The sequence below is a fragment of the Microseira sp. BLCC-F43 genome, from assembly GCF_041929235.1.
Lineage (GTDB): Bacteria > Cyanobacteriota > Cyanobacteriia > Cyanobacteriales > Aerosakkonemataceae > Microseira.
In genome coordinates this window covers 1-25,912 of the sequence record NZ_JBHFNP010000280.1, presented here as the reverse complement: position 1 = coordinate 25,912, position 25,912 = coordinate 1, and the positions used below count along the sequence as shown (strand labels likewise).

General features: G+C 44.8%; 29 protein-coding genes. 17 read left to right on the top strand and 12 right to left on the bottom strand.

Features of this window, described 5'->3' with window-relative positions:
- The 4 genes from ACE1CM_RS37140 to ACE1CM_RS37125 all read right to left on the bottom strand — a co-directional run.
- On the bottom strand, positions 1-1,983 hold a 1,983-nt coding region (locus tag ACE1CM_RS37140; protein WP_374883958.1), incomplete at its 3' end, for a hypothetical protein.
- 42 nt (positions 1,984-2,025) lie between these two features.
- The gene (locus tag ACE1CM_RS37135; protein WP_374883957.1) at positions 2,026-2,742 is read right to left on the bottom strand and encodes a hypothetical protein; all 717 of its coding nucleotides are present in this window, start codon (positions 2,740-2,742) and stop codon (positions 2,026-2,028) included.
- Between the two features lie 207 nt (positions 2,743-2,949).
- Positions 2,950-3,657, bottom strand: coding sequence for a hypothetical protein (locus tag ACE1CM_RS37130; protein WP_374883956.1), 708 nt, complete (start codon positions 3,655-3,657; stop codon positions 2,950-2,952).
- 831 nt (positions 3,658-4,488) lie between these two features.
- Complete coding sequence (locus tag ACE1CM_RS37125; RefSeq protein ID WP_374883955.1) at positions 4,489-5,283, bottom strand: transcriptional regulator; 795 nt, start codon at positions 5,281-5,283, stop codon at positions 4,489-4,491.
- A 457-nt stretch (positions 5,284-5,740) separates the two neighbouring features.
- Between ACE1CM_RS37125 and ACE1CM_RS37120 the strand changes: the two genes are divergently transcribed.
- The 4 genes from ACE1CM_RS37120 to ACE1CM_RS37105 all read left to right on the top strand — a co-directional run bounded on the left by ACE1CM_RS37120 (position 5,741) and on the right by ACE1CM_RS37105 (position 8,692).
- Positions 5,741-6,034, top strand: a complete 294-nt coding sequence (locus ACE1CM_RS37120) for a hypothetical protein (protein WP_374883954.1) — start codon at positions 5,741-5,743, stop codon at positions 6,032-6,034.
- 310 nt (positions 6,035-6,344) lie between these two features.
- Positions 6,345-6,572 (top strand): hypothetical protein, encoded by a 228-nt coding sequence (locus ACE1CM_RS37115; protein ID WP_374883953.1) that lies wholly within the window; start codon positions 6,345-6,347, stop codon positions 6,570-6,572.
- Positions 6,573-6,808: 236 nt separating this feature from the next.
- Complete coding sequence (locus ACE1CM_RS37110; protein ID WP_374883961.1) at positions 6,809-8,332, top strand: NAD-binding protein; 1,524 nt, start codon at positions 6,809-6,811, stop codon at positions 8,330-8,332.
- A 6-nt stretch (positions 8,333-8,338) separates the two neighbouring features.
- Entirely contained in the window at positions 8,339-8,692 is a 354-nt protein-coding gene (locus ACE1CM_RS37105; protein ID WP_374883952.1) for a hypothetical protein, read from the top strand.
- Positions 8,693-8,787: 95 nt separating this feature from the next.
- Here the strand turns inward: ACE1CM_RS37105 and ACE1CM_RS37100 are convergent, their stop codons facing one another.
- Both ACE1CM_RS37100 and fmdA read right to left on the bottom strand, forming a co-directional pair.
- Entirely contained in the window at positions 8,788-9,060 is a 273-nt protein-coding gene (locus ACE1CM_RS37100) for an FmdB family zinc ribbon protein (protein ID WP_374883951.1), read from the bottom strand.
- A gap of 199 nt (positions 9,061-9,259) precedes the next feature.
- Positions 9,260-10,435 carry a formamidase gene (gene fmdA / locus ACE1CM_RS37095; RefSeq protein WP_374883950.1) on the bottom strand — a complete coding sequence of 392 codons (1,176 nt, stop codon included), beginning with the start codon at positions 10,433-10,435 and terminating at the stop codon, positions 9,260-9,262.
- Positions 10,436-10,669: 234 nt separating this feature from the next.
- On the opposite strand from fmdA, the gene ACE1CM_RS37090 reads away from it, so the two are divergent.
- The 7 genes from ACE1CM_RS37090 to ACE1CM_RS37060 all read left to right on the top strand — a co-directional run bounded on the left by ACE1CM_RS37090 (position 10,670) and on the right by ACE1CM_RS37060 (position 14,145).
- Entirely contained in the window at positions 10,670-11,545 is an 876-nt protein-coding gene (locus ACE1CM_RS37090; RefSeq protein ID WP_374883949.1) for an urease accessory protein UreD, read from the top strand.
- 16 nt (positions 11,546-11,561) lie between these two features.
- On the top strand, positions 11,562-11,873 hold the full coding sequence (locus ACE1CM_RS37085) for a nucleotidyltransferase family protein (RefSeq protein WP_374883948.1): 312 nt from the start codon (positions 11,562-11,564) through the stop codon (positions 11,871-11,873).
- Entirely contained in the window at positions 11,860-12,108 is a 249-nt protein-coding gene (locus ACE1CM_RS37080; RefSeq protein WP_374883947.1) for a DUF86 domain-containing protein, read from the top strand. The genes ACE1CM_RS37085 and ACE1CM_RS37080 overlap by 14 nt, the downstream gene beginning before the upstream one ends.
- Before the next feature lie 101 nt (positions 12,109-12,209).
- The gene (gene ureA, locus ACE1CM_RS37075) at positions 12,210-12,512 is read left to right on the top strand and encodes an urease subunit gamma (protein WP_226584194.1); all 303 of its coding nucleotides are present in this window, start codon (positions 12,210-12,212) and stop codon (positions 12,510-12,512) included.
- A 17-nt stretch (positions 12,513-12,529) separates the two neighbouring features.
- Positions 12,530-12,850: an urease subunit beta gene (locus tag ACE1CM_RS37070; RefSeq protein WP_374883946.1), complete on the top strand. Its 321-nt coding sequence runs from the start codon at positions 12,530-12,532 to the stop codon at positions 12,848-12,850.
- A gap of 100 nt (positions 12,851-12,950) precedes the next feature.
- The gene (locus ACE1CM_RS37065; protein ID WP_374883945.1) at positions 12,951-13,625 is read left to right on the top strand and encodes a Coq4 family protein; all 675 of its coding nucleotides are present in this window, start codon (positions 12,951-12,953) and stop codon (positions 13,623-13,625) included.
- 70 nt (positions 13,626-13,695) lie between these two features.
- Positions 13,696-14,145, top strand: coding sequence for a hypothetical protein (locus ACE1CM_RS37060; RefSeq protein WP_374883944.1), 450 nt, complete (start codon positions 13,696-13,698; stop codon positions 14,143-14,145).
- 78 nt (positions 14,146-14,223) lie between these two features.
- Here the strand turns inward: ACE1CM_RS37060 and ACE1CM_RS37055 are convergent, their stop codons facing one another.
- Complete coding sequence (locus ACE1CM_RS37055; protein ID WP_374883943.1) at positions 14,224-16,803, bottom strand: pentapeptide repeat-containing protein; 2,580 nt, start codon at positions 16,801-16,803, stop codon at positions 14,224-14,226.
- Positions 16,804-17,007: 204 nt separating this feature from the next.
- On the opposite strand from ACE1CM_RS37055, the gene ureC reads away from it, so the two are divergent.
- Entirely contained in the window at positions 17,008-18,846 is a 1,839-nt protein-coding gene (gene ureC / locus ACE1CM_RS37050; RefSeq protein WP_374883942.1) for an urease subunit alpha, read from the top strand.
- A gap of 129 nt (positions 18,847-18,975) precedes the next feature.
- Here the strand turns inward: ureC and ACE1CM_RS37045 are convergent, their stop codons facing one another.
- From ACE1CM_RS37045 to ACE1CM_RS37035, 3 genes are all read right to left on the bottom strand, one after another.
- On the bottom strand, positions 18,976-19,293 hold the full coding sequence (locus ACE1CM_RS37045; RefSeq protein ID WP_374883941.1) for a DUF5615 family PIN-like protein: 318 nt from the start codon (positions 19,291-19,293) through the stop codon (positions 18,976-18,978).
- Entirely contained in the window at positions 19,277-19,498 is a 222-nt protein-coding gene (locus tag ACE1CM_RS37040; RefSeq protein WP_374883940.1) for a DUF433 domain-containing protein, read from the bottom strand. Before ACE1CM_RS37040 ends, ACE1CM_RS37045 begins: the two co-directional genes overlap by 17 nt.
- A 107-nt stretch (positions 19,499-19,605) precedes the next feature.
- On the bottom strand, positions 19,606-19,857 hold the full coding sequence (locus tag ACE1CM_RS37035) for a hypothetical protein (RefSeq protein WP_374883938.1): 252 nt from the start codon (positions 19,855-19,857) through the stop codon (positions 19,606-19,608).
- Between the two features lie 247 nt (positions 19,858-20,104).
- On the opposite strand from ACE1CM_RS37035, the gene ACE1CM_RS37030 reads away from it, so the two are divergent.
- The 5 genes from ACE1CM_RS37030 (at position 20,105) to ACE1CM_RS37010 (ending at position 23,969) form a co-directional block, all read left to right on the top strand.
- Complete coding sequence (locus tag ACE1CM_RS37030) at positions 20,105-20,263, top strand: hypothetical protein (RefSeq protein WP_374883937.1); 159 nt, start codon at positions 20,105-20,107, stop codon at positions 20,261-20,263.
- Between the two features lie 112 nt (positions 20,264-20,375).
- Positions 20,376-20,696, top strand: coding sequence for a nucleotidyltransferase family protein (locus ACE1CM_RS37025; protein ID WP_374883936.1), 321 nt, complete (start codon positions 20,376-20,378; stop codon positions 20,694-20,696).
- Positions 20,683-21,030: a DUF86 domain-containing protein gene (locus ACE1CM_RS37020; RefSeq protein WP_374883935.1), complete on the top strand. Its 348-nt coding sequence runs from the start codon at positions 20,683-20,685 to the stop codon at positions 21,028-21,030. Before ACE1CM_RS37025 ends, ACE1CM_RS37020 begins: the two co-directional genes overlap by 14 nt.
- Positions 21,031-21,343: 313 nt before the next feature.
- Positions 21,344-22,483, top strand: a complete 1,140-nt coding sequence (locus ACE1CM_RS37015) for a hybrid sensor histidine kinase/response regulator (protein ID WP_374883960.1) — start codon at positions 21,344-21,346, stop codon at positions 22,481-22,483.
- Between the two features lie 109 nt (positions 22,484-22,592).
- Entirely contained in the window at positions 22,593-23,969 is a 1,377-nt protein-coding gene (locus ACE1CM_RS37010; protein WP_374883934.1) for an aldehyde dehydrogenase, read from the top strand.
- A 688-nt stretch (positions 23,970-24,657) separates the two neighbouring features.
- Here ACE1CM_RS37010 and ACE1CM_RS37005 read toward each other — a convergent pair.
- Both ACE1CM_RS37005 and ACE1CM_RS37000 read right to left on the bottom strand, forming a co-directional pair.
- The gene (locus tag ACE1CM_RS37005; protein WP_374883959.1) at positions 24,658-25,257 is read right to left on the bottom strand and encodes a sulfite oxidase-like oxidoreductase; all 600 of its coding nucleotides are present in this window, start codon (positions 25,255-25,257) and stop codon (positions 24,658-24,660) included.
- A 93-nt stretch (positions 25,258-25,350) separates the two neighbouring features.
- A partial coding sequence (locus ACE1CM_RS37000) for an RNA-guided endonuclease InsQ/TnpB family protein (RefSeq protein ID WP_374883933.1) occupies positions 25,351-25,912 on the bottom strand: 562 nt, incomplete at its 5' end.

Genomic DNA, 25,912 nt, shown 5'->3' with positions numbered 1-25,912 from the left:
CGGGTCGCTAACGGTGACACCTGTGAGAGTTTGGTTACCGTTGTTGTCTACAACGATGCTGTAGTTGATCGCTTCTCCCACAACATCGGCGGTGCCACCCGGTACGGAGGCTGTCTTGGTAATGTTGAGGTCTGGTCGCTGAGTCACTGGCACCGAGGCGGAGGCGCTTTCAGAGCCGGTTTGGCTGGTATCCCCTGTGGCGACGTTCTTGATGATCCCATCTCCACCACCGTTGCTATCAATGTCGGTTTGGGTGACGGTGTAAGTGGCACCGTAAGTCCAGGTTTCGTTAGTATCCAGGGCGCTGTTGCTGTTGGCGTCCCCACTGACATAGGTGGCGTTGGTGATGCCGTAGCTTTCGACTTGGTCTGTCACCGTCACGCCAGTTAGGTTTTGGTTACCGTTGTTGTCTACAACGATGCTGTAGTTAATTACATCGCCAGCAGCATCGACTGTTGTACCACTATCTGCTACTGTCGCCGTCTTGGTGATGGTGAAGCTGGGAGTTAGGGCAACTTGGTTGGTAAACGTAACAGTCCAAACTTCCCCATTAGCAACCGTAACCGTCGCAGTTCTCGTACCTACATTCGTGGTGAAGATATCGCCTGTTGTTGTATCTTCTGCGCCGTTTTCGGTAGTCGTTATGCCCGTCAACGACCATCCAGACACAGTATTCTCTGTGATGGTATACGTACCTTCAGGCAGACCGAACAATATTTGTTGATTGGAATAAGTGCTGTCAGCACCTGTCACACCTGAATCATCATCAAGTGTAAAGGAGGTAGTGGTTCCATCAGGACGGGTTAGAGTGAACGAAAAATCTTCGAGCGAGTTGGGCTGGGCATCCTTGATGATGGTAATTTGCCCTTGGGGAACGATCGCGTTGGGATTGATATTGAGATTAGTCTGATCGCCAGATAAAGTTGGGCTCAAATCCACAACCATCTGCGGTGACGCACCCGGAAAACTAGCGGCACCATTTCCGAAACCATACTGGACTTGAGTCGCGAGATGAGCGCCCCAAGCGATGCCAACATTCAGAAACTCCCCTAGAGTGCCATCGTTATCGGAAGGAGTAAAGGTAAAAGTAAGGCGTCTGTCTTCTTGATTGGCATTGACAGGATCAGCCGTATAGCCGAGGCCAACCCCTGTGAATACTACGGAAGTTGGATCAATATTGAACAGGCTGAAATTTCCCCCAGTCTGCCCAACTATGGCTGGATTTGGGTCGGTAGGAATTGCAACTGTCGAGAGATATCCGCCTGTTAATCCAGTTCCAGGGGGTTTAGTAGTGAAAGGAGAAGTTGCCAGTTCGGTTGCGTTGTAGGAAGTGAGATAGTCGAAAAAGAACTTCTGTGGACTTGTGGTGCCACCCCGAAAAGCATAATCCAGTTGAATCGTATAAGTAACACCTTCCTGGAGTTGGGGAGCCGGATTTCCAGTTTCAATTGTCCAAACAAAGGGGATGACTTCGCCTTCAGCATAGATCGAGTTCGAGGACTGAATAGTAGTACCCGCATCCCATGTGTTTAAAGTTGGACCTGTTTGGTTGCGCCATGCCCAAAGAGCTTGATTTCCATCCGTAAACGTCGTCATCGCCACCTGGTCATCTGCGGTGCCAAAGGTGCCATCAGCGCCCGTCCCGGTCGCCGTCAAATTCAAGGTCGCATTTAAGGCATCGGGAATCCCGCTACCAGTGCCATTATTATCCGTGGGTACGGTCCAATTCACCGTAAAAAACCCATTCTGATCAACCGTGACCTGAATAGGCGCATAAAAATCCCGATCGCCATCATCCCCATAATCGTCGGGGGCATCGGCAATCTTAATCTCAACCGTTGAATTCGGTGCATAGCCACTGCCACTAATGACTGCCGTTTCCCCCGGTGCGTAGTCCGATTTATTCGTGGTAACCAGCGGACTGTCTAATAAATCCCCGTTCTGTAGGGCTAAAGGATCGTTAGAAGTGTCGTAACTCATCATGTCTCCTATTTGGTCAAAATAATCGAAAATGACTGCAAATTATTAGATAGCTCGAGCAGAGAAGATAGGGACTTCTCCTTTCTCCACTCCAGGCAGAAACTGGTTATCAATCAGGTTTTTATAGGCTGCCAAATCTTCCTGCCAGTGGGCGATCGCTTGCTTGACGATCTCTAGGCGTTGCTGTGGAGACTCACTCCTCACCTCGTAGTGGAAATTGCCAGCAAACGCCACTGCGGGAATTACCTGGTCTGGCAGTTTGATTTGCGCCTGACTAATGCTCAAGCGCAGTTGACGACCTTCGAGGGTGTAAACCAGGTTGATTCCCGCTCCCATGGGAGCAATGCCAAAATTTTGCCAGGAACCGCGAGCCAGAATCGTTTCAGTGATGTATTTGTACGCTCCATCCCCTTCTTCTCCAAAGGTGATAAAGCGCTTGGGATTAATCCCAACGCCTTGGTACTCCAGATTAGGAAGGGTGGAAACGTATTTGGCAGCGATCGCAGGTATTTTTATGTCCTCAAGCGTGTTTGTCTCAAAAGGTTGTGAGAAGGCGATCGCTTGCGGATTCAATACAATATTCACGCCGTTGGCAAATATGACTTGAGCAGACCCCGCTGCGAAAACAGGGGGTCTTTGCAGTTCCCAATCGGCTGGAATAACACCGCTGCCTTTGAGAAAATCCAGTGTTAAAAGCGCCGGGTTGTGGTTTCTTGCCGCTAGGACGATTGAGAGTTCCTGAATTTCTAAATTTCGGTTCATAATTGCTCGTACCATTTAATCGAATAACTACCAACGATCATTATTTACTCCTCGGTTGATAAAATTTTATTTCTGAGTACTTTTGCCAAAGACGTGGATGAACTACGTTCACAACCAACGATGAAAATCCATGTCACCTGCACAAGCAGCCGACCTACTCACCTGCTATTTTCAAGACAGGTCTAATATTGGTAGGACAAGCTGCCTCTAGGATGCATCCCGAATCAATAAAACATCTGTTCCTGAATTCTTAGCCAAGAAATTTTGGTGAACAATTTCTCGGTAAACTGCCAAATCTGCCTGCCAATTCGTAAGCAGTTGTTGCAAAGCGCGTACTCGCCGCTCTGCTTCCTCTCCCGTTAGGTCGTAGTGGAAATTGCCCGCAAACATTACCGCAGGCATTTCCTTGTTGTTGGATAGTCGCAGACCAGCTTCCGCAATGCTCAATCTCAGTTGTCGTCCTGGGAGGGTGTAAGCAAGTTCGACGCTTTCTTGCATCGGTGCAGTCCCAATGTTTTGCCAACTGGCAGGATAGAAAAGATCGTTAATGAACTTTCTAGCTCGATCTGGTTGATTTTCAAAGGTGGCAAAAGTCCTCGGATTAATCCCCACAGCTTGGTAGTCAAGATTGGGTAGCGTCGAAACATAATTACCAGCAACTTTGGCAATCTCTATCTTTTCCAGGGCATCCTTCCCAATAGGCTCTGAGAAGGTGACCGTTTGAGTATTACCAACAATATTGATGCCGTTTTTGAAGGCCACCTGGGCAGAGGTGGCTGTCAGAACAACAGGTCTTTGCAGTTCCCAATCGGCAGGCACGATACCACCGCTTTGAAGAAAGTCCAGGGTCAAAATTGCCGGGGTATGGTTTCTGATCGCCAGGACAATTGAAAGTTCGTTAATATCTTGTGCCATGGTTCAAATCGCCGATTGGTTCCATCTCGAATGCATAAGTATATCCACGAGGCTCTTTGGCTGTTTTGCGGTGATGCAAGCAACTAGGAGAGCAGATATACTTCAGTGATTATGCGGTAATTATTTTGGCAGAGAGTTGTGCAAAATTTGTGTAAATTCAACTGGTTTGGCAAAACTTGATGAAATCTTTACATTCAGCCGCTTGTTTAGCAAAACTTGATGAAATACAGGTAAAAGTATTGACGGCTGTGCTTAGCACTTATCTCTGACCCTCAACAAACTGGAGGCTAAAAACCGCTTCCCTGACGGATTAATTTAGCTAAATAAACTTAAAAAACCTTGATTTTGTCAATAAATCGCCTGATTAAACCAAAAATTGCCTTGAGGCGGACAAATATTGCGCCTCAAAGCAAGTGCTTTACTTCATGAAATCTTTACATTTCTTAGGGAAAAGCGAGGTAAAAGCGCGTGGGTAGCACCTATGCCAAAAATTGCCTTGAGGCGGACAACTGTTGCGTCCCAAGGCAAGTGCTTTTATTACCCCTCCAAACGCAGATCGCTACTTAACGCAAGTTGCTAGTTATAAACAAGGGCGTTGCCAGCTTGCTAATTGCTAATTGCTAATATAGGATTTTTATCAATCGAGCTATTAGCCATTAGCCATTAGCCGCTCCCAGAGAGATAACTAGCAACTTGAGTTACTTAGATGGGATCAAAGCCGGTTTGTTGCACAAGTATATTTACGCAGAATTAATAAGTAAATTTAGCTACAATGGTTTGAGTTGCTGGGCTGATGCGATTTGCGACAATGTTGTCGAGCCACTCCCTCGCCTAAACTAGGATTTTAGGTAAGGAAAATTCGCGGTTAGCGCTTTCTAACAGTAAATAAGTTTCATTTTCTATTTGCACCAGTCGTTGCTTGTAAATCATGTGTTCCGAGACATCTTCAAAAAAGATGAATAAAAGCCGTTCCCCAGATTGGTCTTGCTTATTTGAATCGTCGGCGATCGCATAAAAATTGATATACTCTGGTCGGTTAGGATTACAGCTTCTGGCAACTCCTTTAATTTCAAAACGTTCGCACTCTTTGTTTCTGACTTTCTCGAAAGCTTTTTCAAACCCAATAAATTCAGGAAAGGCATGTCCGGCATCAATTCCCACCTTGAGATCTTCGGGATAATCACAATAATCATGCAGCAATGGCGACATGGATTTAATCAAAAAGCTTTCATCGATAACTAAATACTCTATAGCTTGAGATTTGAGGAATTTTTTCATCACATAAAGTGAAGGTGAAATTTCGGCGTTCGCTTCTTTCTGACAGTTAATTAACCGATTTAATCGATAGCCGATGCCGTGAACCGTTTCAATTATTTCTGACTTGAAATTGATTTTTTTGAAGGCTTGTCTCAGAGATTTTATATGAGATCTAATACTACTATGGGTAGGAATCCGATCGAAATCCCAAAGTTTTTCGATTATGATTTCATAGCTTAGAACGTGATTGGGGTAGTTTAAAAATAGCAATATTAAATCATATTCTTTGGGATGCAAAGTAACAATTTTACCATCATAACTGACAGTGCGCGCATCCGTATCAACCAAAATTTTGCCACAAACTACCATTGTATAAAAATCTATTATATAGATAATAATGTCAAAATAAAAGGGTATTATAGAGACTTCTCTTTCCCCCACACAATCTTGTAGAACATATTAAATTTTATATATTCAATATAATAAATCTTTGGCTGTCACCTGTCAACCAAGAAAACTAAACTTAACGATTTTATTTTTCCTACTTTTCCTACTTTTCCTATTTTTCCTACCTGACGGTGGCGATCGCTCCAAATCAATTAGCAAAAAAACTTGATGAGAATAGGTATTATTATCATGATTAAAACAGAATCAAAAGGTTTGAGGAATAAGGGAGAAAGCATCATACTTCAAACCTAAACTGGTTTGTAGCGAGGACAGTCCGGCGTGGATCGGTACAGGACTGACGCAAGGCGTTGCCATCACCAAAGTTTCGACCTGGATCTCTGGTTCCCTTTGCCAAGGATTTTGCGTACAAACTGGGAATATGAGCGTAAGTCCTGAGAATCCTGGTTGGAAGATGCATCACCAACTGGTGGGCGATCGCACCCGTCCTGCCGACCTCAGTGGGTCATCCGCGGGACTTACGCAAACACCAAAGTTTCTAGGAAAAATTGTCGCTTTAGATCTAGAGATCGCACCAAGAAACCTCGATGAAGAAACCGGGTTTCTGGCAACGCCCTTGCGTAAGTCCTGTAGAGATATGCATACCCTAGCTGGCGCGAACGCACCAAGAAACCCGGTTTCTCAGATCGTCGTGCGTAAGTCCCGCTCCTCATAGGGGAATCGCCTATAATCAACAGGTGCATCTTGACCACTGGTGGGAGCTAGACTAAATAACGAATTTCTTGGCTAAACTTATCTATACTTCCCTATTTTAGGTAAGTTTCAAGGCGACAAAGCCGCAGAAGTTGACTCTTGCTGAAGCTGAGTTATACTTAATATAGTACGGAAGGCTATACCGAAACTTAACGCCTGTGGACAAGAAGGATCCGACTCCCTTGGTTGAAGCAGGAAGCAGACCCTCTAGAAATTACTTCTAGTTGAATGGTGAACTTTAGATAAGTTTAGCCAAGTTCTGTAGAGCACAAATGGATAGACCAGCAAGTTCCCAGGCAAGATTAGAGCGGTTTTTGGTCTGTGGATTGGGCAGTGTGGGACAGCATTGCGTCGCAGCGTTGAAAGAATTTGGCGTCAGCGTGAGTGCGATAGATAAAGCGACGCCCAAAAATTGGGAAATTCCCAACTTACCGCGTTTATTGGATGACCAAAAATTGGGATGCAAGCCCCGTCGTTCTACGACGGCTTTTGTGGTATAATTTGGGACATAAGCGGTAATACGCTCTCGTCTAAATCAGCCCAGACGTAGGCTTGCTTATCAGTCGAACTGGTATATATCAAAACTCTAGGAGAGATAAGCCGAAACCCTGAAATATAGGTTTCTAGCACTGCTGTCGGGCAGCCAGTGGTGGGTAAATTAAAAAGCTTGCAGAGTCGGTCTGGCGGGGTCATAAGTAGCAATATTTATGGCTAGTTAAGAGGCTATGAGGCAAGAATCTCCGCACTTCAGGGCGGAGAGTGTCAATTAATTATTGGAGACTGTCGCCAGTCAAGCGTGTTGGAACAAGCTAAGATCCGACAGTGTCGGGCTGTGCTAATCGTTACCAGTAAAGATCGGGTGAATATAGAAACAGCTTTGGAGGTAAGGGAACTCAATCGCCAAACACGTTTAGTTGTGCGTTCAGCTCAAGAAAATTTGAATCAATTATTAGCAGAACAATTAGGTAATTATGTCGCTTTTGAACCAACTCAGATGCCTGCTGGTACTTTGGCGCTGGCGGCGTTAGCAACTGAGGCATTAAGTTCCTTCAAGCTAGATCAGCAGTGGTTGCGGGTTGTATTGCACCAAGTGCAAGCGAGCGATCGCTGGTGCAATATGCGTTCGCTGCACGAACTCAATAGCCACAGGCGTTTGATTTTATGTCACACTGCTAATTCGGCTCGACCTGCTCAATCGTTCCACGAATGGGAGACGGATGCAAGAGTGCAAGCAGGAGACACTCTGATTTATATCGAAACAACCGATCCATCTGCAAGTCAATCTCAGAAATGGGGAAAATTTACTCAGCAGAATTATTCCAGTTTGTTAGCAGGATTCAAAAGCTTAAACTGGAGAAACCTTGAGCAGAAATTGGCGAAAGCTTGGGAAACGATCGCGCAAGAACAAACCAGGCGAGTTGCGACCATTTCTAGCATTGTGCTTTTGGCTTTGTTGATGAGCGGCACCATTCTGTTTAAACTCAACTACCCGGATCGAACAAAGCTGCAAGACGCTTTAAATCTTACAATTGTCTTGCTCATGGGAGGATTTGATAATGTATTTGGGCAGATCGAAATGCCCTTTCCCATCCCGTGCTGGTTGTACTTATTCAGCATCATCCTCACAGCAGCATGCACGATTTTTGTCGGCTTCTTCTATGCGCTGCTGACTGAAAAAGTTTTAGCTGCAAGATTCGAGTTAAACAAGCGGCGTCCCCCCATTCCCCAACAAGATCACGTGGTAATCATCGGACTCGATGGATTAGGTCAGCGGGTAGCAACCTTGTTGCAAGAATTCAAGCAACCCCTGGTTGGTATTTCATTAAATCCGGATTTTGACCAGAAAATTTTGCCTCAAATGCCTCTAATTGTCGGTAACTTAAACGAAACTCTGGCAAAGGCAAACCTCGCTACAGCAAAAAGCGTCATCGTGGAAACCGATGATGAAATGCTGAATTTAGAAATCGGTTTGATGGCGCGTGCTGCAAATCCGAACAGTAATTTGGTTATTCGCACGTTTGAGCAACGCTTGACCGATAATTTGCCGCATCTGTTGCCCAAAGCTCACATTTTACACGCGAATGCGTTGGCAGCTGAAGCGTTTGCTTCAGCTGCGTTTGGGGAAAATATTTTCAGCTTGTTTCGTCTTTTCAACCAAACGGTTTTAGTGGCGGAATATCGCATTGAAGCCAACGATACCCTGAATGGATTTATACTCGCTGAAGTCGCTTATGGCTACGGAGTAGTGCCGATTTTCTAGCAAAAATTGCCCGATTCTCCCACCTTGATGCCTTCTGATGAAACAAGACTGGCTTTTGGCGATCGCTTAATAATTTTAGCCACGATTGAAGGATTGCGGCGGATTGAGCAAGGTGCAGTTAGTATTGTGTGGCGGCGCTTTAAAGTGCGTGTAGAAAAGGCTTTATTTCCTTCTAGTGTTTTTGAGGGTGCGAATGCGATCGCCCGCATTTCTGGATGCGATCTCGGTACGGCTAGAAATTTGATGAATAACTTACCCGCCACCTTGGGATTACCGCTTTACAAGCACCAAGCACAGCGCCTGGTGCGAGAACTGAGTAAACTACAAGCGATCGCTCGCATTATCCCCATTAGTAACTAATAACTCATACAGGACTTGCGCAGCAACTCGATATATGGTGGTAGCGGTGCGTTACACTGCGTTAACGCACCCTACATTTAGAATCTTTGCCATAGCTAATGACTTATCATCCAAGGTCGTCCTTGAGGATGATGATAGCGCTGATTTGTTGTTGATTTTTCACTTTCAGGGCGATGGATAATGCGAGGTTCTGCACCCCCCTCAATGTGAGCTTTCAACGAAGAAGATAGCATCATCCCAGCAATTGAATAAATGCGTTTAGCTTCGACGTGACAAGTTGGGCAAAGCATCGGTTTGCTAGCTTCGCTCATACTGCGCCATTGCTCAAAGGTTCCACAAGTTTCGCAGCGAAATTCGTAAAGTGGCATAACAGAATTTTAGATTTGAGATTTTAGATTTTCTCTAGTTCTCTGGGATCCAGTCTGGGAAGGAAATACTAGAGGATCCGCCTCTGGCAATCAAAGCGAGGTAGAATCTGGTTAATCGCATTCCCAGGCGGTCGCCCGCAGAACGAGAACAAGCAGAACAGACAGACGGGAGCCCGGAGAACTAGAGCAAAGAATTAAACTAAGAAGGCAGCACATTCCGCTCAAAAATTGCGGTCGGAACTGCCAGGGTGCAACAAGCATTGGGAATATCGACAATGCCGCTAATTCGTCCTTCGACGGGTGCTGCACCTAAAAGTAAATAAACCTGTTCTCCAGTGTAGCCAAACTTCTTGAAATACTCAATCGCATTCAAACAAGCACGCCGATAAGCAACGTGAGCATCCAGGTAATATTGTTGACCCGTAAATTCATCAACCGAAATCCCTTCAAATACCAAGTATTCCGAATAGCGAGGTTCCACAGGTCCTGGTTTGAAAATCGGATTTGTCATGCCGTATTTTTCCATACCGCCTTTAATGATATCTACGTGCAAATCCAGGTAACCCGCCATCTCAATTGCACCGCAGAACGATATTTCCCCATCGCCTTGGGAAAAGTGAATATCTCCCATAGAAAGTTTCGCCCCTTCCAGATAAACTGGGAAGTAAATCCGCGAACCTTTAGAGAGATTTTTGATATCGCAATTTCCCCCATGTTCGCGGGGAGGAACGGTTCTGGCAGCTTCCTGTGCAACGCGGTCGTAGTCTGCACCTTGCAACGATCCGAGAATCGCATTTTTTGGGTTTGGTAATGCTGCTAAAGGCGGTACTCGATCCGGGTTGGTTGCGACTAATTCTGCTTCTCGCTTATTCCATTTTGCTAGTAGTTCGTGGGAAGGCGCACAACCAATTAAACCGGGGTGGGGAATTCCGGCAAATCTGACGTCGGGAATGTGACGCGATCGCGTGTAAATTCCCTGTATATCCCAAATCGCTTTTTGAGCAATTGGGAAATGATCTGTAAGGAAACCTCCCCCATTTTCCCTGGCAAAAATCCCCGTAAATCCCCATTCGTATTCGGCAAGCGTTCCCACATCCAAAATATCAACGACTAAAATATCTCCTGGTTGCGCCCCATTCACATAAATTGGCCCGCTTAATACGTGAACAACCGTTAAATCTACATCCCGCACATCATCGGGACTATCGTTATTGGCAATTTGTCCATCCGTCCAGTCTTTGCATTCAATCCGAAACACCGCCCCCGGATTAACAGAAACTACCGCTGGAATATCCGGATGCCAGCGATTGTGACCCACCAGAGGTTGCTCGGTAAACGGTTTGTTCAAGTCAACTTTGAACAGAACTTCAGGCATAATCTCTCCCTGATACCTTGCTTTTGTTTAATTGCAATTAGCCAAATTCGCATCGTAAAAAACAATTTAGCCAATTAAGTGTAGTTTTTACTACAATAATGGTAAATTTATTGTAAATATTTGATGTGAATTCTTAAGTAAAATAAAAATATCATAATCATAAAATTGTAACCGATCGGTTGCTAAGCACAAAAGCGATCGGTATTCTCAGTAAATAATGTCGGATTTCCTCAAGTGAACCAAATTCCCAAAACAACAGATAACTCATCAGGCTGGCATGGTAGCCTGGATTTGGCCTATGCTCGTCGCCGGGGCGTTACCCAGGTGATTTATAATCAAGCGCAAGCGCCGCTAAAGGTGCAGCGTCCGTTTTATCCAGAAGGGGAAGAAGTTTGTCACAGTGTAATTTTACACACGGCTGGGGGGATGGTGGGCAGCGATCGCCTGTCGTGCAATTTCCACCTGCAAAAAGACGCGCAAGCTTTAATTACCACCACTGCTGCAAGTAAAATTTATCGCAGCAACGGACAAACAGCACAAATTTCGATGCAAATGCAACTGGACGCAGGTGCAACTTTAGAATGGTTACCCCAGGAAACAATAATTTTTAACGGCGCGATTTATCGGCAAGATATTAGAGTAGAATTAGCTCCAGGAGCAAGTTGGTTAGGCTGGGAAATTACCCGGTTTGGACGCAGTGCTAGAGGAGAAAAATTCTGGCAGGGAGAGTGGCGAAGTAATACGGAAATTTGGCAGCAAGGACGCCCTTTGTGGATCGACAGACAAAGGCTATTTGCTAGTGAAGAAACGATCAACAGTCCCCACAGTTTAGGTGGATATCCGATTGTGGCGAGTTTAACTTGGGTAGGACAACCAGTGACACCGGAGTTAGTAGAAAAAGCGCGAAATCTCTGGCATACAAACCCCCCCCTTGTTAAGGGGGGGGCACGGGGGGGGATCGGCGTCACCCGCTTAACCCAAGGGCTATTATGCAGATATCGCGGCAATTATACAACAGAAGTGAGAAACTGGTTTATAGACGTATGGCATCTGTTGCGCCAATCTTTTTTAGAACGTCCCGCCATATTACCGCGAGTTTGGCAACGCTAATAACGAGAAACCTCATATGAACGCTCAACAACTTCCTATTGACATTCCCCTAGACAAAATAACCGATTTTTGTCAGCGCAATCAAATCAGCAAAGTATCGCTTTTTGGCTCAGTTTTGCGCGATGATTTTAGACCCGATAGTGATGTCGATATTTTAATAGAATTGATGCCCGGAAAAAGCATTGGTTTTTTGGGTTTAGCAGGATGGGAAATTGAACTCACAGAAATGATCGGGCGTAAAGTGGATTTACGATTTCCAGAAGAGTTAAGTCGTTACTTTCGGCAAAAAGTACTTGATTCAGCACAGGTAATATATGTTCATAGATGATTCAGTACGCTTGCGTCATATGCTGGACGCTGCAAGGGAAGCTATTTCTTTTGCTCAAAATAGAACAAGAAGCAACCTCGACAACGACCGGATGCTAACTCTATCTCTGGTCAAATGCGTCGAAATTATTGGCGAAGCTGCATCTCGGATTACAAACCAACGTCAAAATGAATTACCCCAAATACCTTGGGCGCAAATTATTGGCATGAGAAATCCCCTGATTCACGGCTACTAGGATATTAAGTTGGATCTAGTTTGGGATACAATAACCCAAGATTTGCCACCCTTGATAGCCGAACTTGAGAAAATTATTGCATCTGAACCGGAAGAATAGCCATGCAACTCACACCACAAGAAAAAGATAAATTACTAATTTTCACCGCTGCCTTGTTAGCAGAACGCCGTAAAGCTAGAGGTTTAAAACTCAATTATCCCGAAGCGGTGGCTTATATTACTGCGGCAATTTTAGAAGGGGCAAGAGATGGTCGCACCGTTGCAGATTTAATGAGTTATGGCACAACTTTGTTAACCAGGGAAGACGTGATGGAAGGCGTAGCGGAAATGGTGCATGAAGTGCAAGTGGAAGCAACTTTTCCTGATGGGACAAAATTGGTGACAGTTCACGATCCAATTCGGTAGTAGGAGGAAAAAAGGCAATGATTCCAGGTGAAATAATTACGCCAGAAGGTGAAATTGAATTAAATGCAGGGCGTCCTACAGTGCGGTTAAGAGTAGCAAATACAGGCGATCGCCCGATTCAAGTTGGATCTCACTTTCACTTTTACGAAGTCAACGCAGCTTTAGAATTTGACCGAGAACAAGCAAGAGGAATGCGACTTGATATTCCAGCAGGAACAGCAGTACGCTTTGAACCAGGTGATGAACGCTCAGTCCAATTAGTTCCGTTTGCAGGTAATCGTCAAGTTTATGGCTTCAATGGCAAAATCAACGGTAGGTTAGATGGGGAGAGTGAATAGGATTGTGGCAAAAATACCTGGAATGGGTGATGCAATCGCAGAAAATCTTTGTTGATATGTAAATATCCCAAACTCGAATAAATTCCTGTCAGGAGCTTCTATGCTATCTAGTGAAAAACGCCGCATCAACCTTGAGTTCTTAACCACATTGAAAGGAATTGTGGCGCTAATAAAAGACCCCGGTCAAACTGAATCTGTTTTTGATATTGAAGATAGCCTGCGGCATACCAAAGCCACTCAACTCATGGTCGAGTATATTAAATCTAAGCCAGGGGTAGCGGAGATTGTTGAACAACGATATACCCCGACACCAGTTGACTTGGATGCGTTGCTCAAATGTCCTCAAGATTCTCTGGGATACGCCTACGCATCCTATTTAACAGAAGCAGGTTTCGACCCCAATTTTTACCGCAAACCAGTGGGTGATGATGAAATCAGCTACATTTTTTTACGCATCCGTCAAACCCATGATATTTGGCATGTCTTGACAAATTTTGGTGCTGATGAAGTTGAAGAACTAGGATTGAAAGCATTTGAACTGGCGCAGACCCACAGAACGATGTCCGCAGTACTAATCTCCGGCGGGATGTTGAAAATGTTGTTTAATCAGCCAGAAAATTTAGAAAGGTTGTTGGATCGCATTGCTGTAGGATATAGAATGGGAGCCAAAGCCAAACCATTTTTAGCGCAAAAATGGGAAGAACATTGGGATAAACCTGTGGCACAATGGAGGGATGAATTAGGAGTTGAACCCACTCCCGTTTACGTTCCTTGAAGATAGAATATTGAGGGGCAGGCATTTTGCCTCCCCTCTGACAAGATTCCAAGTTGGTGAGGGTGTTTAAATGTCCAAATTTGAGCAACTTTGCAAAGTTTATGCTGCTGCTAGGAAGCAATCCATCGAATACAAGCATTCTTGCCAGGATTTTGCTGATTTTCTGGTTCATCGGATGAGTCTATATTTTGAATGTCCGATAGAAACTGGGGAAATGCATGTAGACGATGATGGATATCTCTTCTTTGAAATCGCCATCACATTATATGAAAATCCTCAAGAACCTAATAATTATGCCCAGGAAAAAGTGAGCTTTTCTTTATCAATTAGAAAAAAACGAGATGCTTTCTTAGTCTCGGTTTATCCCTATGGAAACAATTTTACAATACCAAGAGATGATTTAAACAAACTAGATGAAATATATGAATTTATCGATAATACAATTACCGAAATTTATGAAGAAAAACTGAAATTATGGCTGGGAGAAGAAGCATCAATAGACTTGGAGATTCCTTTTTAGATTCTAGAAACCGGGTTTCTTATAGAAACCCGGTTTCTTTATGGACAGATTGCCAGCTGAAATTTGCCATTAATTAATTTATTCACCCTGGATAAAAGATTCTCCCCATTTAACCTCAACCGTACCATTGGGCGCGATCAGAACTTTATATTCAGCTACAGGCCCCTTAATTTCCTTGGGAGGTTGATTAGTTTCCTTATCTTTGACTGACAATTTGGGCAGGGGAGTCTTTTCCACAAAATCAACCGACAGTTTACCGATGGGTTCGTAGGAAACAATCTCTACTTCTTTGTTTACCAGCACCCGATAAACTAACGTATCGCTGAAAGTGGCGGGTGTTTGATTGTCTTCAGTAGTGGTGGATGTTTGGAAATTTTGTCCGATTAATTTTTGCAGTTCTTCTTGCAGTTTTTCGATGGTTGCCTTATCCGTAATAGCTGGCAGGGGCGACGCAATCGAGGTGTTCAAACTAGAGAGAATTTCAGAGGGTATACCAGCATCTTTCTTCAATTCGAGCGGTGGTTTTAGCTCGTTTTTATCCACATCGAGAGTTTGACTGAGTAACTGGTTGACAGTTTTGCTGTCTTTTTGGGTGAGCAATCGATGCTGGTATGCTGTATATTGATATTCTCTCGAAGTCTTGCCCTGAATCACATCAATCCCGTGTATGGTTGCTTTATAACCCACATAAGCTGGCGATTCATCGACAATAGATTGCAGGGGGTGATTCGGATTGAGCAGCGCGTTTGCCCAGGTCCGAGTTAAAGGAATAATCCCAAACACAGACACTTTGTTCTCTAACTTCAAGTCCTCAACTGCCTTGATGCTCATCGAAGTATTTACCGGAGCGCCTGCCCACAATATATTGATATTCGGGTTAGCTTTCAGCATTTCCTTCACTTTTGGCAAATCTTCTTCGGTTTGTGCATTCGTCGATGCAGTTTGATTCCAACTCACCCCGGAATCTTTCATACCTGCTTGAAATCCCTGGAAATATGGATAAAGGCGACTGGAATCTGCCCCATCCACCAGACCAACATTTAGCTGTTGACCCCGTCTATTTTTCTTGGCCCAAGTTCCCATATACTTGCCCAAATCGTAGCCCATTTTGAACGAATCGCTTTCGTAACAAGCAAACGCTACTTTCTGCCCTTCTTTCGACAGGCAGTCGCCGATATTGATCGGTACTACGCCAGAGAGGTAAGCTGTTTGGATAGCAGATATGGATTCTTCCGGGTCTAGGGGTCTAACTAAAATTACATCCACATCCTCGGCGAGTAATTGTTTGATTCCTTGGGCTTCTTCCTCGATAGTCTCTCCAGTCTTGAGCGGTATAATTTCAATTTGTGGGTTTTCCTTGGCTGCACTCTCCATGCCTTGCTGATACAACTTAAAAATCGCGGTATTATTTGGAATCAGCAATCCCACTTTGTACTTATCTGCACCAGGTTTGGCAATTTTTGCTGACCAATCATCATCTTTGAACGCTTTTTCCCAGTTGTAGGATCGTTTCACTTGATCTGCTGACCAAAACTTAGCTCGCTTCAGGTTAGCACGCTCAAAATCAGCCCCGATTATTATCGTGCCATTCCGCAAATCCGCATATCGCAGGGAAGCTCCTTTAAAGTTAGCTTTGTAGAGATCTGCTCCCTGAAGATTAGCGCGATTCAGGTTAGCTTCTGTCAGATTGGCTAGGGTGAGAGTCGCTCCTTGAAGGTCTGCCCAAAGCAACCTAGCACCAGTGATGGAGGCTTTTTTCAGGTTCGCACCCCTGAGATAAACTCGGCTCATGCGAGTGCTATCGAGATTGGCTTCTTCTAAATTGGCTCGCTCCAAGCTAGCAGCTCGAAGAACGGCTCCTTTGAGATTCGCCCCTTTCAAATTTGCCCCTTTGAGATTCGCTCTTTCTAAGTTCGCTCCCTCCAGATTCGTTCCCTCCAGATTCGCTCCCGACAGGTTCGCTCCCTTTAAATTAGCGCCAGCTAGGTTCATCTGGGAAAGGTTAATTCCTTCATATCTATAGAATTGGGGAGGCCATTTGGCAAAAGTTGCTAATCCCAATTGAAATTTATAGCACTGATTTAGCTTAACGCCTTCCAAGTTGGCATTGGGAGCCTGTTCTCCTAATACACTTTCGCAGTACTTGTTTAGCGTCTCAAGCGCTTCAATTCTCGATTCTGAATATTCAACCCCCTTCTGGTTTCTAATTTCTTGCCGCGCTGAATCAAGCAATTCCTGCTGTCGCTGGGGAGCTTCCAGAAAGTAGGCTCCCATTGCTGCTAATAGGGTAAATTGGCCAATAACTGTAGCTAAACTATATAGGGAAATATTTTCACACCATTTAACAAAGTCCCCCAGTCGCTGGTCTAAAAACGTCAAAGGGTTCAGCCACTGATTCTCAGGTTTCTTTGGCAATCTTTCCAAGTAGTAAGTTTCAAACATGCGCCGATAGTTTTCGGCTGGCATATCCAGTCGTTTTGCTTCCTGGAGCAATTTGTATTCTTTTTTAACTGGATCTGCAATCTTATCTACTCGCTTAAAGCTGGCGTCTAAGTTCTGCAATACGCTTTCTAATTCGGATATTTCAGCTTGCTCTTCTGGCGTTGCTTCAACGTTTGTTTCTGTTTCCTCTTCTGTCTTTTCCTTCCCCATAATCATTCTTTTTAGGTGTTGGCTTATTGCGATATTTTTTAGGGAAAATCGGAATTTTGGCATAATTGTTGCAGCGAGCGGGTAAACTGGTCAATAATTCGCTGATTGCATCTTCTTGAAGTATAAGCTATAGCATCTTGTCTTCAGTACAATTATTTAATTTAATAAATAAAAGCTCAAAAAAATTAAAGCTAGTCAAGAGGTCATGATATGAGCTATAGAATGGATCGCCGCGCCTATGCCGAAACTTATGGTCCGACAACCGGCGATCGCATCCGCCTCGCCGATACAGAATTATTCATCGAAGTGGAACAAGATTTTACCACCTACGGCGACGAGGTGAAATTCGGCGGCGGTAAAGTTATCCGCGACGGCATGGGACAATCTCCCATTTCTAACGCCAATGGTGCTGTCGATATGGTGATTACCAATGCCCTAATTTTAGATTGGTGGGGGATTGTCAAAGCCGATATTGGGATAAAAGATGGCAAAATTTTCAAAATTGGTAAAGCCGGAAATCCCTATATTCAAGACAACGTTGATATTATTATCGGCCCCGGCACCGAAGTCGTTGCTGGAGAAGGAAAGATTCTCACCGCTGGCGGGATTGATACCCACATTCACTTTATTTGCCCGCAACAAATTGAGGTAGCGATCGCCTCCGGCATCACCACAATGATCGGCGGTGGTACTGGCCCCGCCACGGGTACAAATGCTACCACCTGCACCCCCGGCCCTTGGCATATTTACCGAATGCTGCAAGCCGCCGACGCCTTCCCCGTGAACCTGGGATTTTTGGGCAAAGGCAATAGCAGCCAGCCCCAAGGACTCGAAGAACAAATCCTCGCCGGTGCAATGGGTTTAAAGTTGCACGAAGATTGGGGAACCACCCCCGCAGCAATTGATACCTGTTTGACCGTGGCAGACAAATACGACGTACAGGTAGCAATTCATACCGACACTCTCAACGAAGCCGGGTTTGTGGAAGCCACTATCGCCGCGTTTAAAGGTCGCGCCATACACACCTACCATACCGAAGGTGCGGGGGGCGGACACGCACCGGACATTATCAAAGTGTGCGGTGAAGCGAATGTGTTGCCTTCTTCGACCAATCCGACGCGCCCTTATACTTTGAATACCTTAGACGAACACTTGGATATGTTGATGGTGTGCCATCACCTGTCGCCGGGGATTCCAGAGGATGTGGCGTTTGCAGAGTCGCGGATTCGGCGGGAAACTATCGCTGCTGAGGATATTTTGCACGATTTGGGCGCGTTTAGCATGATTTCCTCGGATTCTCAGGCGATGGGGAGAGTGGGAGAAGTGATTATTCGCACTTGGCAGACGGCGCACAAGATGAAAGTGCAGCGGGGGAACCTCTCCCCCCAACCCCCTCTCCTGCCAGGAGAGGGGGGGCAAGAGGGGGGGCAAGAGCGGGGGCAATCTCCCCTTACCCCTCTCCTGCAAGGAGAGGGGAGGCAATCTATCATTACCCCTTTCCTTGTAGGAGAGGGGCAAGGGGAGAGGTCAGATAATTTTCGGGCGAAGCGGTATGTGGCAAAATATACTATCAATCCGGCGATTACCCATGGGATTGCACAGTATGTGGGGTCTGTGGAAGAGGGGAAATTGGCAGATTTGTGTCTTTGGCAACCAGCGTTTTTTGGGGTGAAACCGGAAATGGTGATTAAGGGAGGTGCGATCGCATACTCTCAGATGGGCGATGCGAATGCAAGTATTCCTACGCCCCAGCCGGTGCATATGCGCCCGATGTTTGGTTGTTTTGCAGGAGCAAGAGCAGCTACATCGCTCACCTTTGTTTCCCAAGCGGCATTAGAAAGAGAAATTCCCGCCCAATTAAAGTTACAAAAATCTGTTGTTGCAGTTGCGGGGACGCGACAAATTAGCAAGCGGGATATGAAATTAAACGATGCATTACCCCGCATGGAAGTCGATCCGGAAACTTATGAAGTGAGGGCAGATGGTGAGTTATTGATTTGCGAACCTGCGACAGTTTTGCCGATGGCGCAGCGGTACTTTTTGTTTTAGTCACAGCGAGGGCGGGCGAGACGCCCACCCCACAAATCCAAACTAATCTTGTCGGGTGGGCCGAAAAGCCCGCCCCAGACGCCCACCCCACAAGATTTTTGAGGAATGCGATCGCAAAGTTCAACGCGGTTACGGAATGCAAACGACTTCACCCGGTTGAATAGTTTCCAAAACGGTTTGGACTTGCAACATCAACGGTTTGAGTGCTTGGAGTCGGTTGCTTGAGGCTACCAGTACCACAACTGCGATGTTACGATTACTTAAGTTCTGTTGAGCAATCAAATTTTGATCGACTGTCAAAAAGACATCGAATTCATTGTCTGCTAGTTGAAGTAATTCACCATTTTTCTTGCTTGCCCATCCTTGCTCTGGTACTGTGATAACGGTATGACCGACTAACTCCCGCTTTAACTTTTTGGGTAAACACTCGTCAAGCAGCACTCTCATAGTTTTTAAGTAAAGATTCTACTGCCAAATGCAAAAATTCGATCGCTTGAGAGCGACTGACAGTAGGAAAATCATCAAGAAACTCATCTAAAGGATCGCCTGCTTCTAGGTAGTCGAGCAAATTTTTAACAGGCACGCGGGTTCCTGTAAATACGGGAGTGCCAGACAGTATATCCGGCGATCGCTCGATCGGTAGAGTCTTCATTATTGTGACTCCTTGAATTGATGACCACTTTGATTCTCACAGATTTTCCTTAGATCCCGCGCCCACCCCACAAGATTTTTGTGCTTTGTGGGGTGGGCATCCCGATTTCAATCGCCCGGTGCAATATTTGTGCGATCGCTCAAATCAAACACTACCTCAAAACGGTAGTTAGGGATTCGCTGACGGAATAGGCGCAAATGTCCCTCTGCATCAGAACGATTCTTGTATCGGCTGATAGTCACCCATTGCAGCGTTGGCAGTAAACGCACAACAACCCAAGGCTTAAGGCGATCGTTGTAAGCCATAATAGAGTAATCTCCTTTGTAAATTGGAGCCAGAGCCAGCGCTGCACTTGCCACGGTTAGGCGCTGGCTTTTGACTGTTTGATCAAAATTGCAAAAAACATAGAAAAATCTTCCATGTTTTTCTTTTATTTACTAAACCTTACCATATATTTTTCTGAATTTAAAGCATTCTTAACTACTACTAACTCAGCACAAGTAAGCATTAGTAAGCATTAGTAAGCATTCATCATAATGGGTAGGCAAAACAACCAATTTGTATGTAATATAATGAATGGATAAAACTTCCATACAATAGAAGTACATGAGTAACAGCAAACGCATTTCAGTTTCTGTGCCAGCAGAAACCAGGAATAATCTACAAGCACTATGTCAGGTAGAAAGACGCTCTATGTCCAATTTTGTTAACTTGTTGATACAAAGTGCCATCGACAAAGCCAAGGCAGATGGGAAAATTAAATGAAGCGCAGTCATTGTAGGAACACGGCATCCTAATAAATTTGATTTAAGCACAAAACTTACTCTTGCCGTGTCCCTACCTTGTGGTTGATTCAACTGCAAACAACTGGGAGCCTATGAAAGTTAAAAATATCCAAATCCCAACCGATAAAATAGCCGAATTTTGCCAGCGCTGGAAAATCACCGAATTTGCCTTATTTGGTTCTGTCTTGCGCGATGATTTTCGCCCAGACAGCAGCGATGTTGATGTATTGGTGACGTTTGTACCAGATTCTCATTGGACTTTATTTGATATGGTTCACATGGAAGAAGAGTTAGAATCAATCTTTGGGCGGAAGGTTGATTTGGTGAGCAAACGGGGAATTGAGGAAAGCCTCAACTATCTACGTCGTAAAAATATTCTGGAAAGCGCAGAAGTTATTTATGTCAACTCGTGACCTTGATTACCTGCTGGATATTCTTATATCTGCCAAACTAGCTTTGAGCTATGTCTCTGGTAAGACTTTTACCGAATTTGAGGCAGATATCCAATGCCAAGATTCTGTAACGCGAAGACTTGAAATTATTGGGGAGGCGGCTAAACGACTATCTCAAGCAACTCGACTGTCACTGTCTCAAATACCTTGGAGTGACATGATTGGAATGAGAAATAGGATGATTCATCAGTATGACAAGGTGAATTTAGCTATTGTTTGGAATACGCTTCAAAACGCTTTACCGCCCTTAATTGAGGAACTGGAAACAGTTGTTCCACCCGAAGATAGAGCATAGGGCGCGCCTTCGCCATCTCCCACCCGCTGGTCATCTCAGTAGAGTTTCTAGTGTTTGGTTGCATTAGTTACCTAAAAACTATAGGAGAACGCGTAAATTTGGTGGCGGTAGCTAGCAGCTCACAAAAGAAGTTATACAATTTTGTTTTATTGACTCTACATACCCGCTCGGATCTTGCGCCCGCTTTCCTGTGTCTCCAGCAGAAATACATCGGGGGAATGAGGTCAGTTGGTCAGTTTAGGTGAAAACTAATACAAAAGGTACTAGACAAAGAGCAATTTTTATCAGCTTTATGGCAAAACCTCTCGGCACTATGACAAGTATATTCTCGTCTCAAACCACAAAGCCCGATCGTATCCTGGTTGTAGACGATTCTCCCGATAACGTATTTCTGATACAAGCGATTTTGGAAGAAGAAGGTTATAAAATCAGCACCGCAGCAGATGGTCGCGCAGCACTGGCGCAGCTTGAGGAGGAATTACCGGATTTGGTATTGCTAGACGTAATGATGCCGGGAATGGACGGATACGAAGTCACCCAGCGCATCCGCGCCATGACATCATTACCGTTTATCCCAATTTTATTGATCACCGCCTACGACCAGCCTAGTGTAGCTCAAGGGTTAGACACTGGAGCCGATGATTTTATCCGCAAACCCGTGGAAGTAGACGAATTGCTGGCAAGGGTGAGAGCGCTGTTGCGACTTAAGCATAGCGTAGACGAACGCGATGCGATCGCACGCCAGCGAGAAGATTTTGTTTCCCGTCTCACCCACGACTTACGCACGCCGTTAATCGCCGCAGATCGGATGCTAAATTTAATGCTGCAAGGCGCTTTGGGAGAATTGTCCCCCACAATGCTGGAAGCAATTTCTACCATGACTCGCAGCAACCAAAACCTGCTGACAATGGCAAATACCTTACTTGAAGTGTATCGTTACGAAGCAGGTCGCAAAACCTTAAGCTTCTCCCCAGTTGACTTGCGAGATCTGCTCAAAGAGATTATCGCAGAACTGTCCCCCTTAGCCGCAGATAAAAAACTGTCTCTAAATCTGACATTCTCCCAGAACAATTCCGGTCATCCAGACCAGTTTACCGTTGCAGGCGATCGCTTAGAACTCCATCGAGTTTTCACCAACATCATCGGCAATGCCATTAAATTTACAGACACTGGTGCCATCGATGTCCACCTCAACAGCGCTAATAGCAACCATAACGGTGCTAGACGCGAGGTAACGATTGAAATTCAAGATACAGGTCCAGGCATCCCAAAAGAAGAACAAATTTGGCTGTTTGAAAGATTTCGCCAAGGACGTCACAAGCATTCCGGTAGCGGTTTGGGGTTACACCTGTCCCAACGCATTGTGGAAGCCCATCAAGGAACTATTCAGGTCAAGTCAGAAGTGGGTCAAGGATCTTTGTTTGTTGTCTCTCTACCCACCCAGCAATCCTGAAATTCCTAATCTTTCGCGGTTAATGGTTCATTGTTGCCACAACAATGAACCATTGGACGGCAAAAATAGTTTAAAATACAAGACTGAAAATCTACACTTAAAAACTCCAATGCTAGTTCAATTAGAAATTAGCGAAATTATTCGTCAGCAGCGGCTGTTTTTTGCCACGGGAAAAACTAAAGATGTCTCGTTCCGCCTCGAACAGCTTAAGGTTTTAAGAAAAACAGTCCTAGACAATCAAGCGGCAATTCTCCAAGCTTTGAAGGCTGACCTCAACAAGCCAACTTTTGAAGCCTACGCTACAGAAATTGGCGTTTTAAAAGAAATAGATTATACCATAAAACATCTGAAATCTTGGACAAAACCCAAAAAAGTAGCAAGTACCCCAGAGCAATTTCCCAGCGAGGCAGTTATTTATCCAGAACCCTTGGGCGTTGTGTTGATTATAGCGCCTTGGAACTACCCGTTTCAGTTAACGCTCTCGCCGTTAGTGGGAGCGATCGCCGCAGGAAACTGCGCCATTTTAAAACCTTCAGAACTCGCCCCCCATACCTCGCGCGCGATCGCAGATATATTCCAAAAAAACTTTGACAAATCCTACATCGCCGTCGTAGAAGGCGGTGTCGAAACCAGCCAAGAATTATTAAAAGAAAAGTTCGATCATATCTTTTTCACCGGCGGCACAGCAGTTGGTAAAATTATTATGGAAGCAGCCGCCAAACACCTAACACCCGTCACCCTAGAACTCGGCGGCAAAAGTCCTTGTATTGTCGATGCCGATATCAACCTCGAACATACTGCCAGACGAATAGCTTGGGGTAAATTTATTAACTCCGGTCAAACTTGCATCGCCCCCGACTATCTTTTAGTCGATAAAACCATCAAAAAAGACTTGATAGAAAACATCAAAAACTGCCTGAAAGAATTTTACGGCGATCGCCCGGAAAACAATCCAGATTACGGCAGAATTATCAATCAAAAACAGTTTGCTCGCCTGACAGCATTCCTCAACAATGGCGAAATTATTGTAGGTGGAAAAATAAACCCCGAAACCCTCTACATCGCTCCCACTCTGATAGATAATGTTTCCCTAGATGCGCCGATCATGCAAGAGGAAATTTTTGGCCCCATTCTGCCAATTGTAGAGTACAATAATCTATCAGAAGCGATTGGAATTGTTAATTCCCAGCCAAAACCTTTAGCACTTTATTTATTCTCTAAAAACAAAGATTATCAAGAAAAAATTTTGCGAGAAACTTCATCGGGAGGTGTCTGTATCAACGACACGGTGATGCAAGTAGGCATACCCGATTTACCCTTTGGGGGTGTTGGTTTCAGCGGTATTGGCAGCTATCACGGCAAAGCGAGTTTTGATACCTTCTCCCACCAAAAAAGCGTGTTGAAAAAATCTTTCCTATTCGATCCAAAATGGCGATACGCGCCCTACAAAGGTAAGCTAGATTTACTCAAAAAAATTATTGGGTAAAAAAATTGCAGATTGCAGATTTTAGATTTCAGATTCAGGACTTACGCAATATCTCTGTATGTAGGGTGCGTTAACGCAGTGTAACGCACCATCTCCACTATTCTTGGTTTCTTCCTCGATGTCTGGTTGTCAACCATAGGATTTTTCACAGGACTTATATCATGTCCTTAGGCATCGGTAGCGTAAGCAAAGGAAGGGTTTATTTATCTTTTGCGCTGCGTTTAAACATATCTCGTAAAACCCACACCGTAAGCATAAACAACTATACACTACCATTGCTAACGGACATGATATTATATCATGTCCTCGCAATTACCCATAATTGCAATGCTGTAAAATCAATGGTTTCAGCCATTTTTATTATGGGTGATAAGCCTGCCATCATATTACGCAATGACAGTAAATAATAGTGTCATATCATGTCCCTTGCATCGCCCATAATTGCAATCTTGTCATATCAATGGTTTCAGCGATTTTTATTATGGGTGATAAGCCTGCCATCATATCATGGTGCGTTACGCGCTTCGCTAACGCACCCTACATATAGTAAATAATAGTGTCATGGTGCGTTACGCGCTTCGCTAACGCACCCTACATATAGTTTCAGAGAAACCGGGTTGCTTTGCGATCGCAGATTTCAGATTGAATTAAATCTGCAATCTGCAATCTGCAATCTGCAATTCTTCAATCAAAACATGCTGCTATAGCGTTCTTCTGCCCAAGGTTCGCCTCGGCGGTGATAGCCATTGCGTTCCCAAAAGCCCATTTTTTCACTGTCTAAAAACTCTAAACCGTTGAGCCATTTAGCACTTTTCCAGGCGTAAAGATGGGGAACTACGAGGCGTAAAGGGCCACCATGTTCTGCGGGTAAAGGTTCGCCAAACAAAGTATGGGCAAAAAAGTTTTCTTCCCGCAAGAAGTCTGCCATAGAAATATTAGTAGTGTAGCCACCATAGCAATGTTCCATAATATGAATTGCCTTGGGGTCTACTTCCACATGCTGCATAAAGTCTGTAACTTTTACCCCAATCCACTTCACATCTAGCCGCGACCAACGAGTCACGCAGTGAAAATCTGCGGTAAACTCATGTTGGGGCATTGCCATAAAGTCGGCGAAGGTGAAAGTTTTTGGTTGAGCCAAACCCCAGACTCGAAATTCCCAGTTTTCGATGCCGATCTTGGGAGTTTCGCCATATGTCAAGACGGGGAAACCTTTGGTTTCGTATTGACCAGGGGGGATGCGATCGCTCATTTCTGGTCCCGGCTTCTTGAAAAACTTTCCGATCATATTACCAGCTGCAATAAAGTTTTCCATGCTGACCCGACAGAACTGCTATCTTCCTTTGACACTCCCCGCCCTACAAGGGCGAGGATTCTTCTCTCACAGGCACCGATCTAGACGAATGCCCGTCCCCGACAGTACGCCTCCTGAAGCAATTTGTGACCCCACGGGCTGTCCGACCGCAAGGATACCTTTATTTCTAATTACTTGAGCTGCTGCTACGTCTCTATTAGTTGTGTATCCGCAATTATCACAGCGATGGATTCTTTCACTCAAGTCTTTTTTGCCTGTATGCGTCCCGCAGTTAGGGCAAATTTGACTCGTATAGTCTTTATCAACCTTTAAAAAGAATACATCCCGCTTCCAGCAGACGTAGGATAAAATGTTGAAAAACTGTCCGTAAGCAGCATCAAGCGTATGTTTTCCAAACAGCCCTTTTGCCCAAGCTTTGAAATTAATATCCTCAAGGAATATTGCTCCGGCTTGGTCGCAAAGATGATGGGCTAATTTGAAATGCCAGTCTTTTCGGGTATCGTTAATTTTTTGATGAATTCTAGCTATCTTTTTCTGGAGTTTCAGCCAATGACTAGAACCCTTTTTCTTGTGCTTTAATCTTCGTTGCAGTAATTTCAACTTGCCTTGAAGCGCGTTAAAGAATCGA

Bases quoted from the DNA above. Each gene is read 5' to 3' on its own strand.
- ACE1CM_RS37065 (WP_374883945.1), top strand. From the start codon at position 12,951: ATGCTATCTAGTGAAAAACGCCGCATCAACCTTGAGTTCTTAACCACA.
- ACE1CM_RS37020 (WP_374883935.1), top strand. From the start codon at position 20,683: ATGTCAACTCGTGACCTTGATTACCTGCTGGATATTCTTATATCTGCC.
- ureA (WP_226584194.1), top strand. From the start codon at position 12,210: ATGCAACTCACACCACAAGAAAAAGATAAATTACTAATTTTCACCGCT.
- ACE1CM_RS37130 (WP_374883956.1), bottom strand. From the start codon at position 3,657: ATGGCACAAGATATTAACGAACTTTCAATTGTCCTGGCGATCAGAAAC.
- fmdA (WP_374883950.1), bottom strand. From the start codon at position 10,435: ATGCCTGAAGTTCTGTTCAAAGTTGACTTGAACAAACCGTTTACCGAG.
- ACE1CM_RS37125 (WP_374883955.1), bottom strand. From the start codon at position 5,283: ATGGTAGTTTGTGGCAAAATTTTGGTTGATACGGATGCGCGCACTGTC.
- ACE1CM_RS37070 (WP_374883946.1), top strand. From the start codon at position 12,530: ATGATTCCAGGTGAAATAATTACGCCAGAAGGTGAAATTGAATTAAAT.
- ACE1CM_RS37085 (WP_374883948.1), top strand. From the start codon at position 11,562: ATGAACGCTCAACAACTTCCTATTGACATTCCCCTAGACAAAATAACC.
- ureC (WP_374883942.1), top strand. From the start codon at position 17,008: ATGAGCTATAGAATGGATCGCCGCGCCTATGCCGAAACTTATGGTCCG.
- ACE1CM_RS37100 (WP_374883951.1), bottom strand. From the start codon at position 9,060: ATGCCACTTTACGAATTTCGCTGCGAAACTTGTGGAACCTTTGAGCAA.
- ACE1CM_RS37010 (WP_374883934.1), top strand. From the start codon at position 22,593: ATGCTAGTTCAATTAGAAATTAGCGAAATTATTCGTCAGCAGCGGCTG.
- ACE1CM_RS37080 (WP_374883947.1), top strand. From the start codon at position 11,860: ATGTTCATAGATGATTCAGTACGCTTGCGTCATATGCTGGACGCTGCA.
- ACE1CM_RS37040 (WP_374883940.1), bottom strand. From the start codon at position 19,498: ATGAAGACTCTACCGATCGAGCGATCGCCGGATATACTGTCTGGCACT.
- ACE1CM_RS37005 (WP_374883959.1), bottom strand. From the start codon at position 25,257: ATGATCGGAAAGTTTTTCAAGAAGCCGGGACCAGAAATGAGCGATCGC.
- ACE1CM_RS37115 (WP_374883953.1), top strand. From the start codon at position 6,345: ATGGATAGACCAGCAAGTTCCCAGGCAAGATTAGAGCGGTTTTTGGTC.
- ACE1CM_RS37015 (WP_374883960.1), top strand. From the start codon at position 21,344: ATGACAAGTATATTCTCGTCTCAAACCACAAAGCCCGATCGTATCCTG.
- ACE1CM_RS37025 (WP_374883936.1), top strand. From the start codon at position 20,376: ATGAAAGTTAAAAATATCCAAATCCCAACCGATAAAATAGCCGAATTT.
- ACE1CM_RS37060 (WP_374883944.1), top strand. From the start codon at position 13,696: ATGTCCAAATTTGAGCAACTTTGCAAAGTTTATGCTGCTGCTAGGAAG.
- ACE1CM_RS37135 (WP_374883957.1), bottom strand. From the start codon at position 2,742: ATGAACCGAAATTTAGAAATTCAGGAACTCTCAATCGTCCTAGCGGCA.
- ACE1CM_RS37030 (WP_374883937.1), top strand. From the start codon at position 20,105: ATGAGTAACAGCAAACGCATTTCAGTTTCTGTGCCAGCAGAAACCAGG.
- ACE1CM_RS37120 (WP_374883954.1), top strand. From the start codon at position 5,741: ATGAGCGTAAGTCCTGAGAATCCTGGTTGGAAGATGCATCACCAACTG.
- ACE1CM_RS37055 (WP_374883943.1), bottom strand. From the start codon at position 16,803: ATGATTATGGGGAAGGAAAAGACAGAAGAGGAAACAGAAACAAACGTT.
- ACE1CM_RS37045 (WP_374883941.1), bottom strand. From the start codon at position 19,293: ATGAGAGTGCTGCTTGACGAGTGTTTACCCAAAAAGTTAAAGCGGGAG.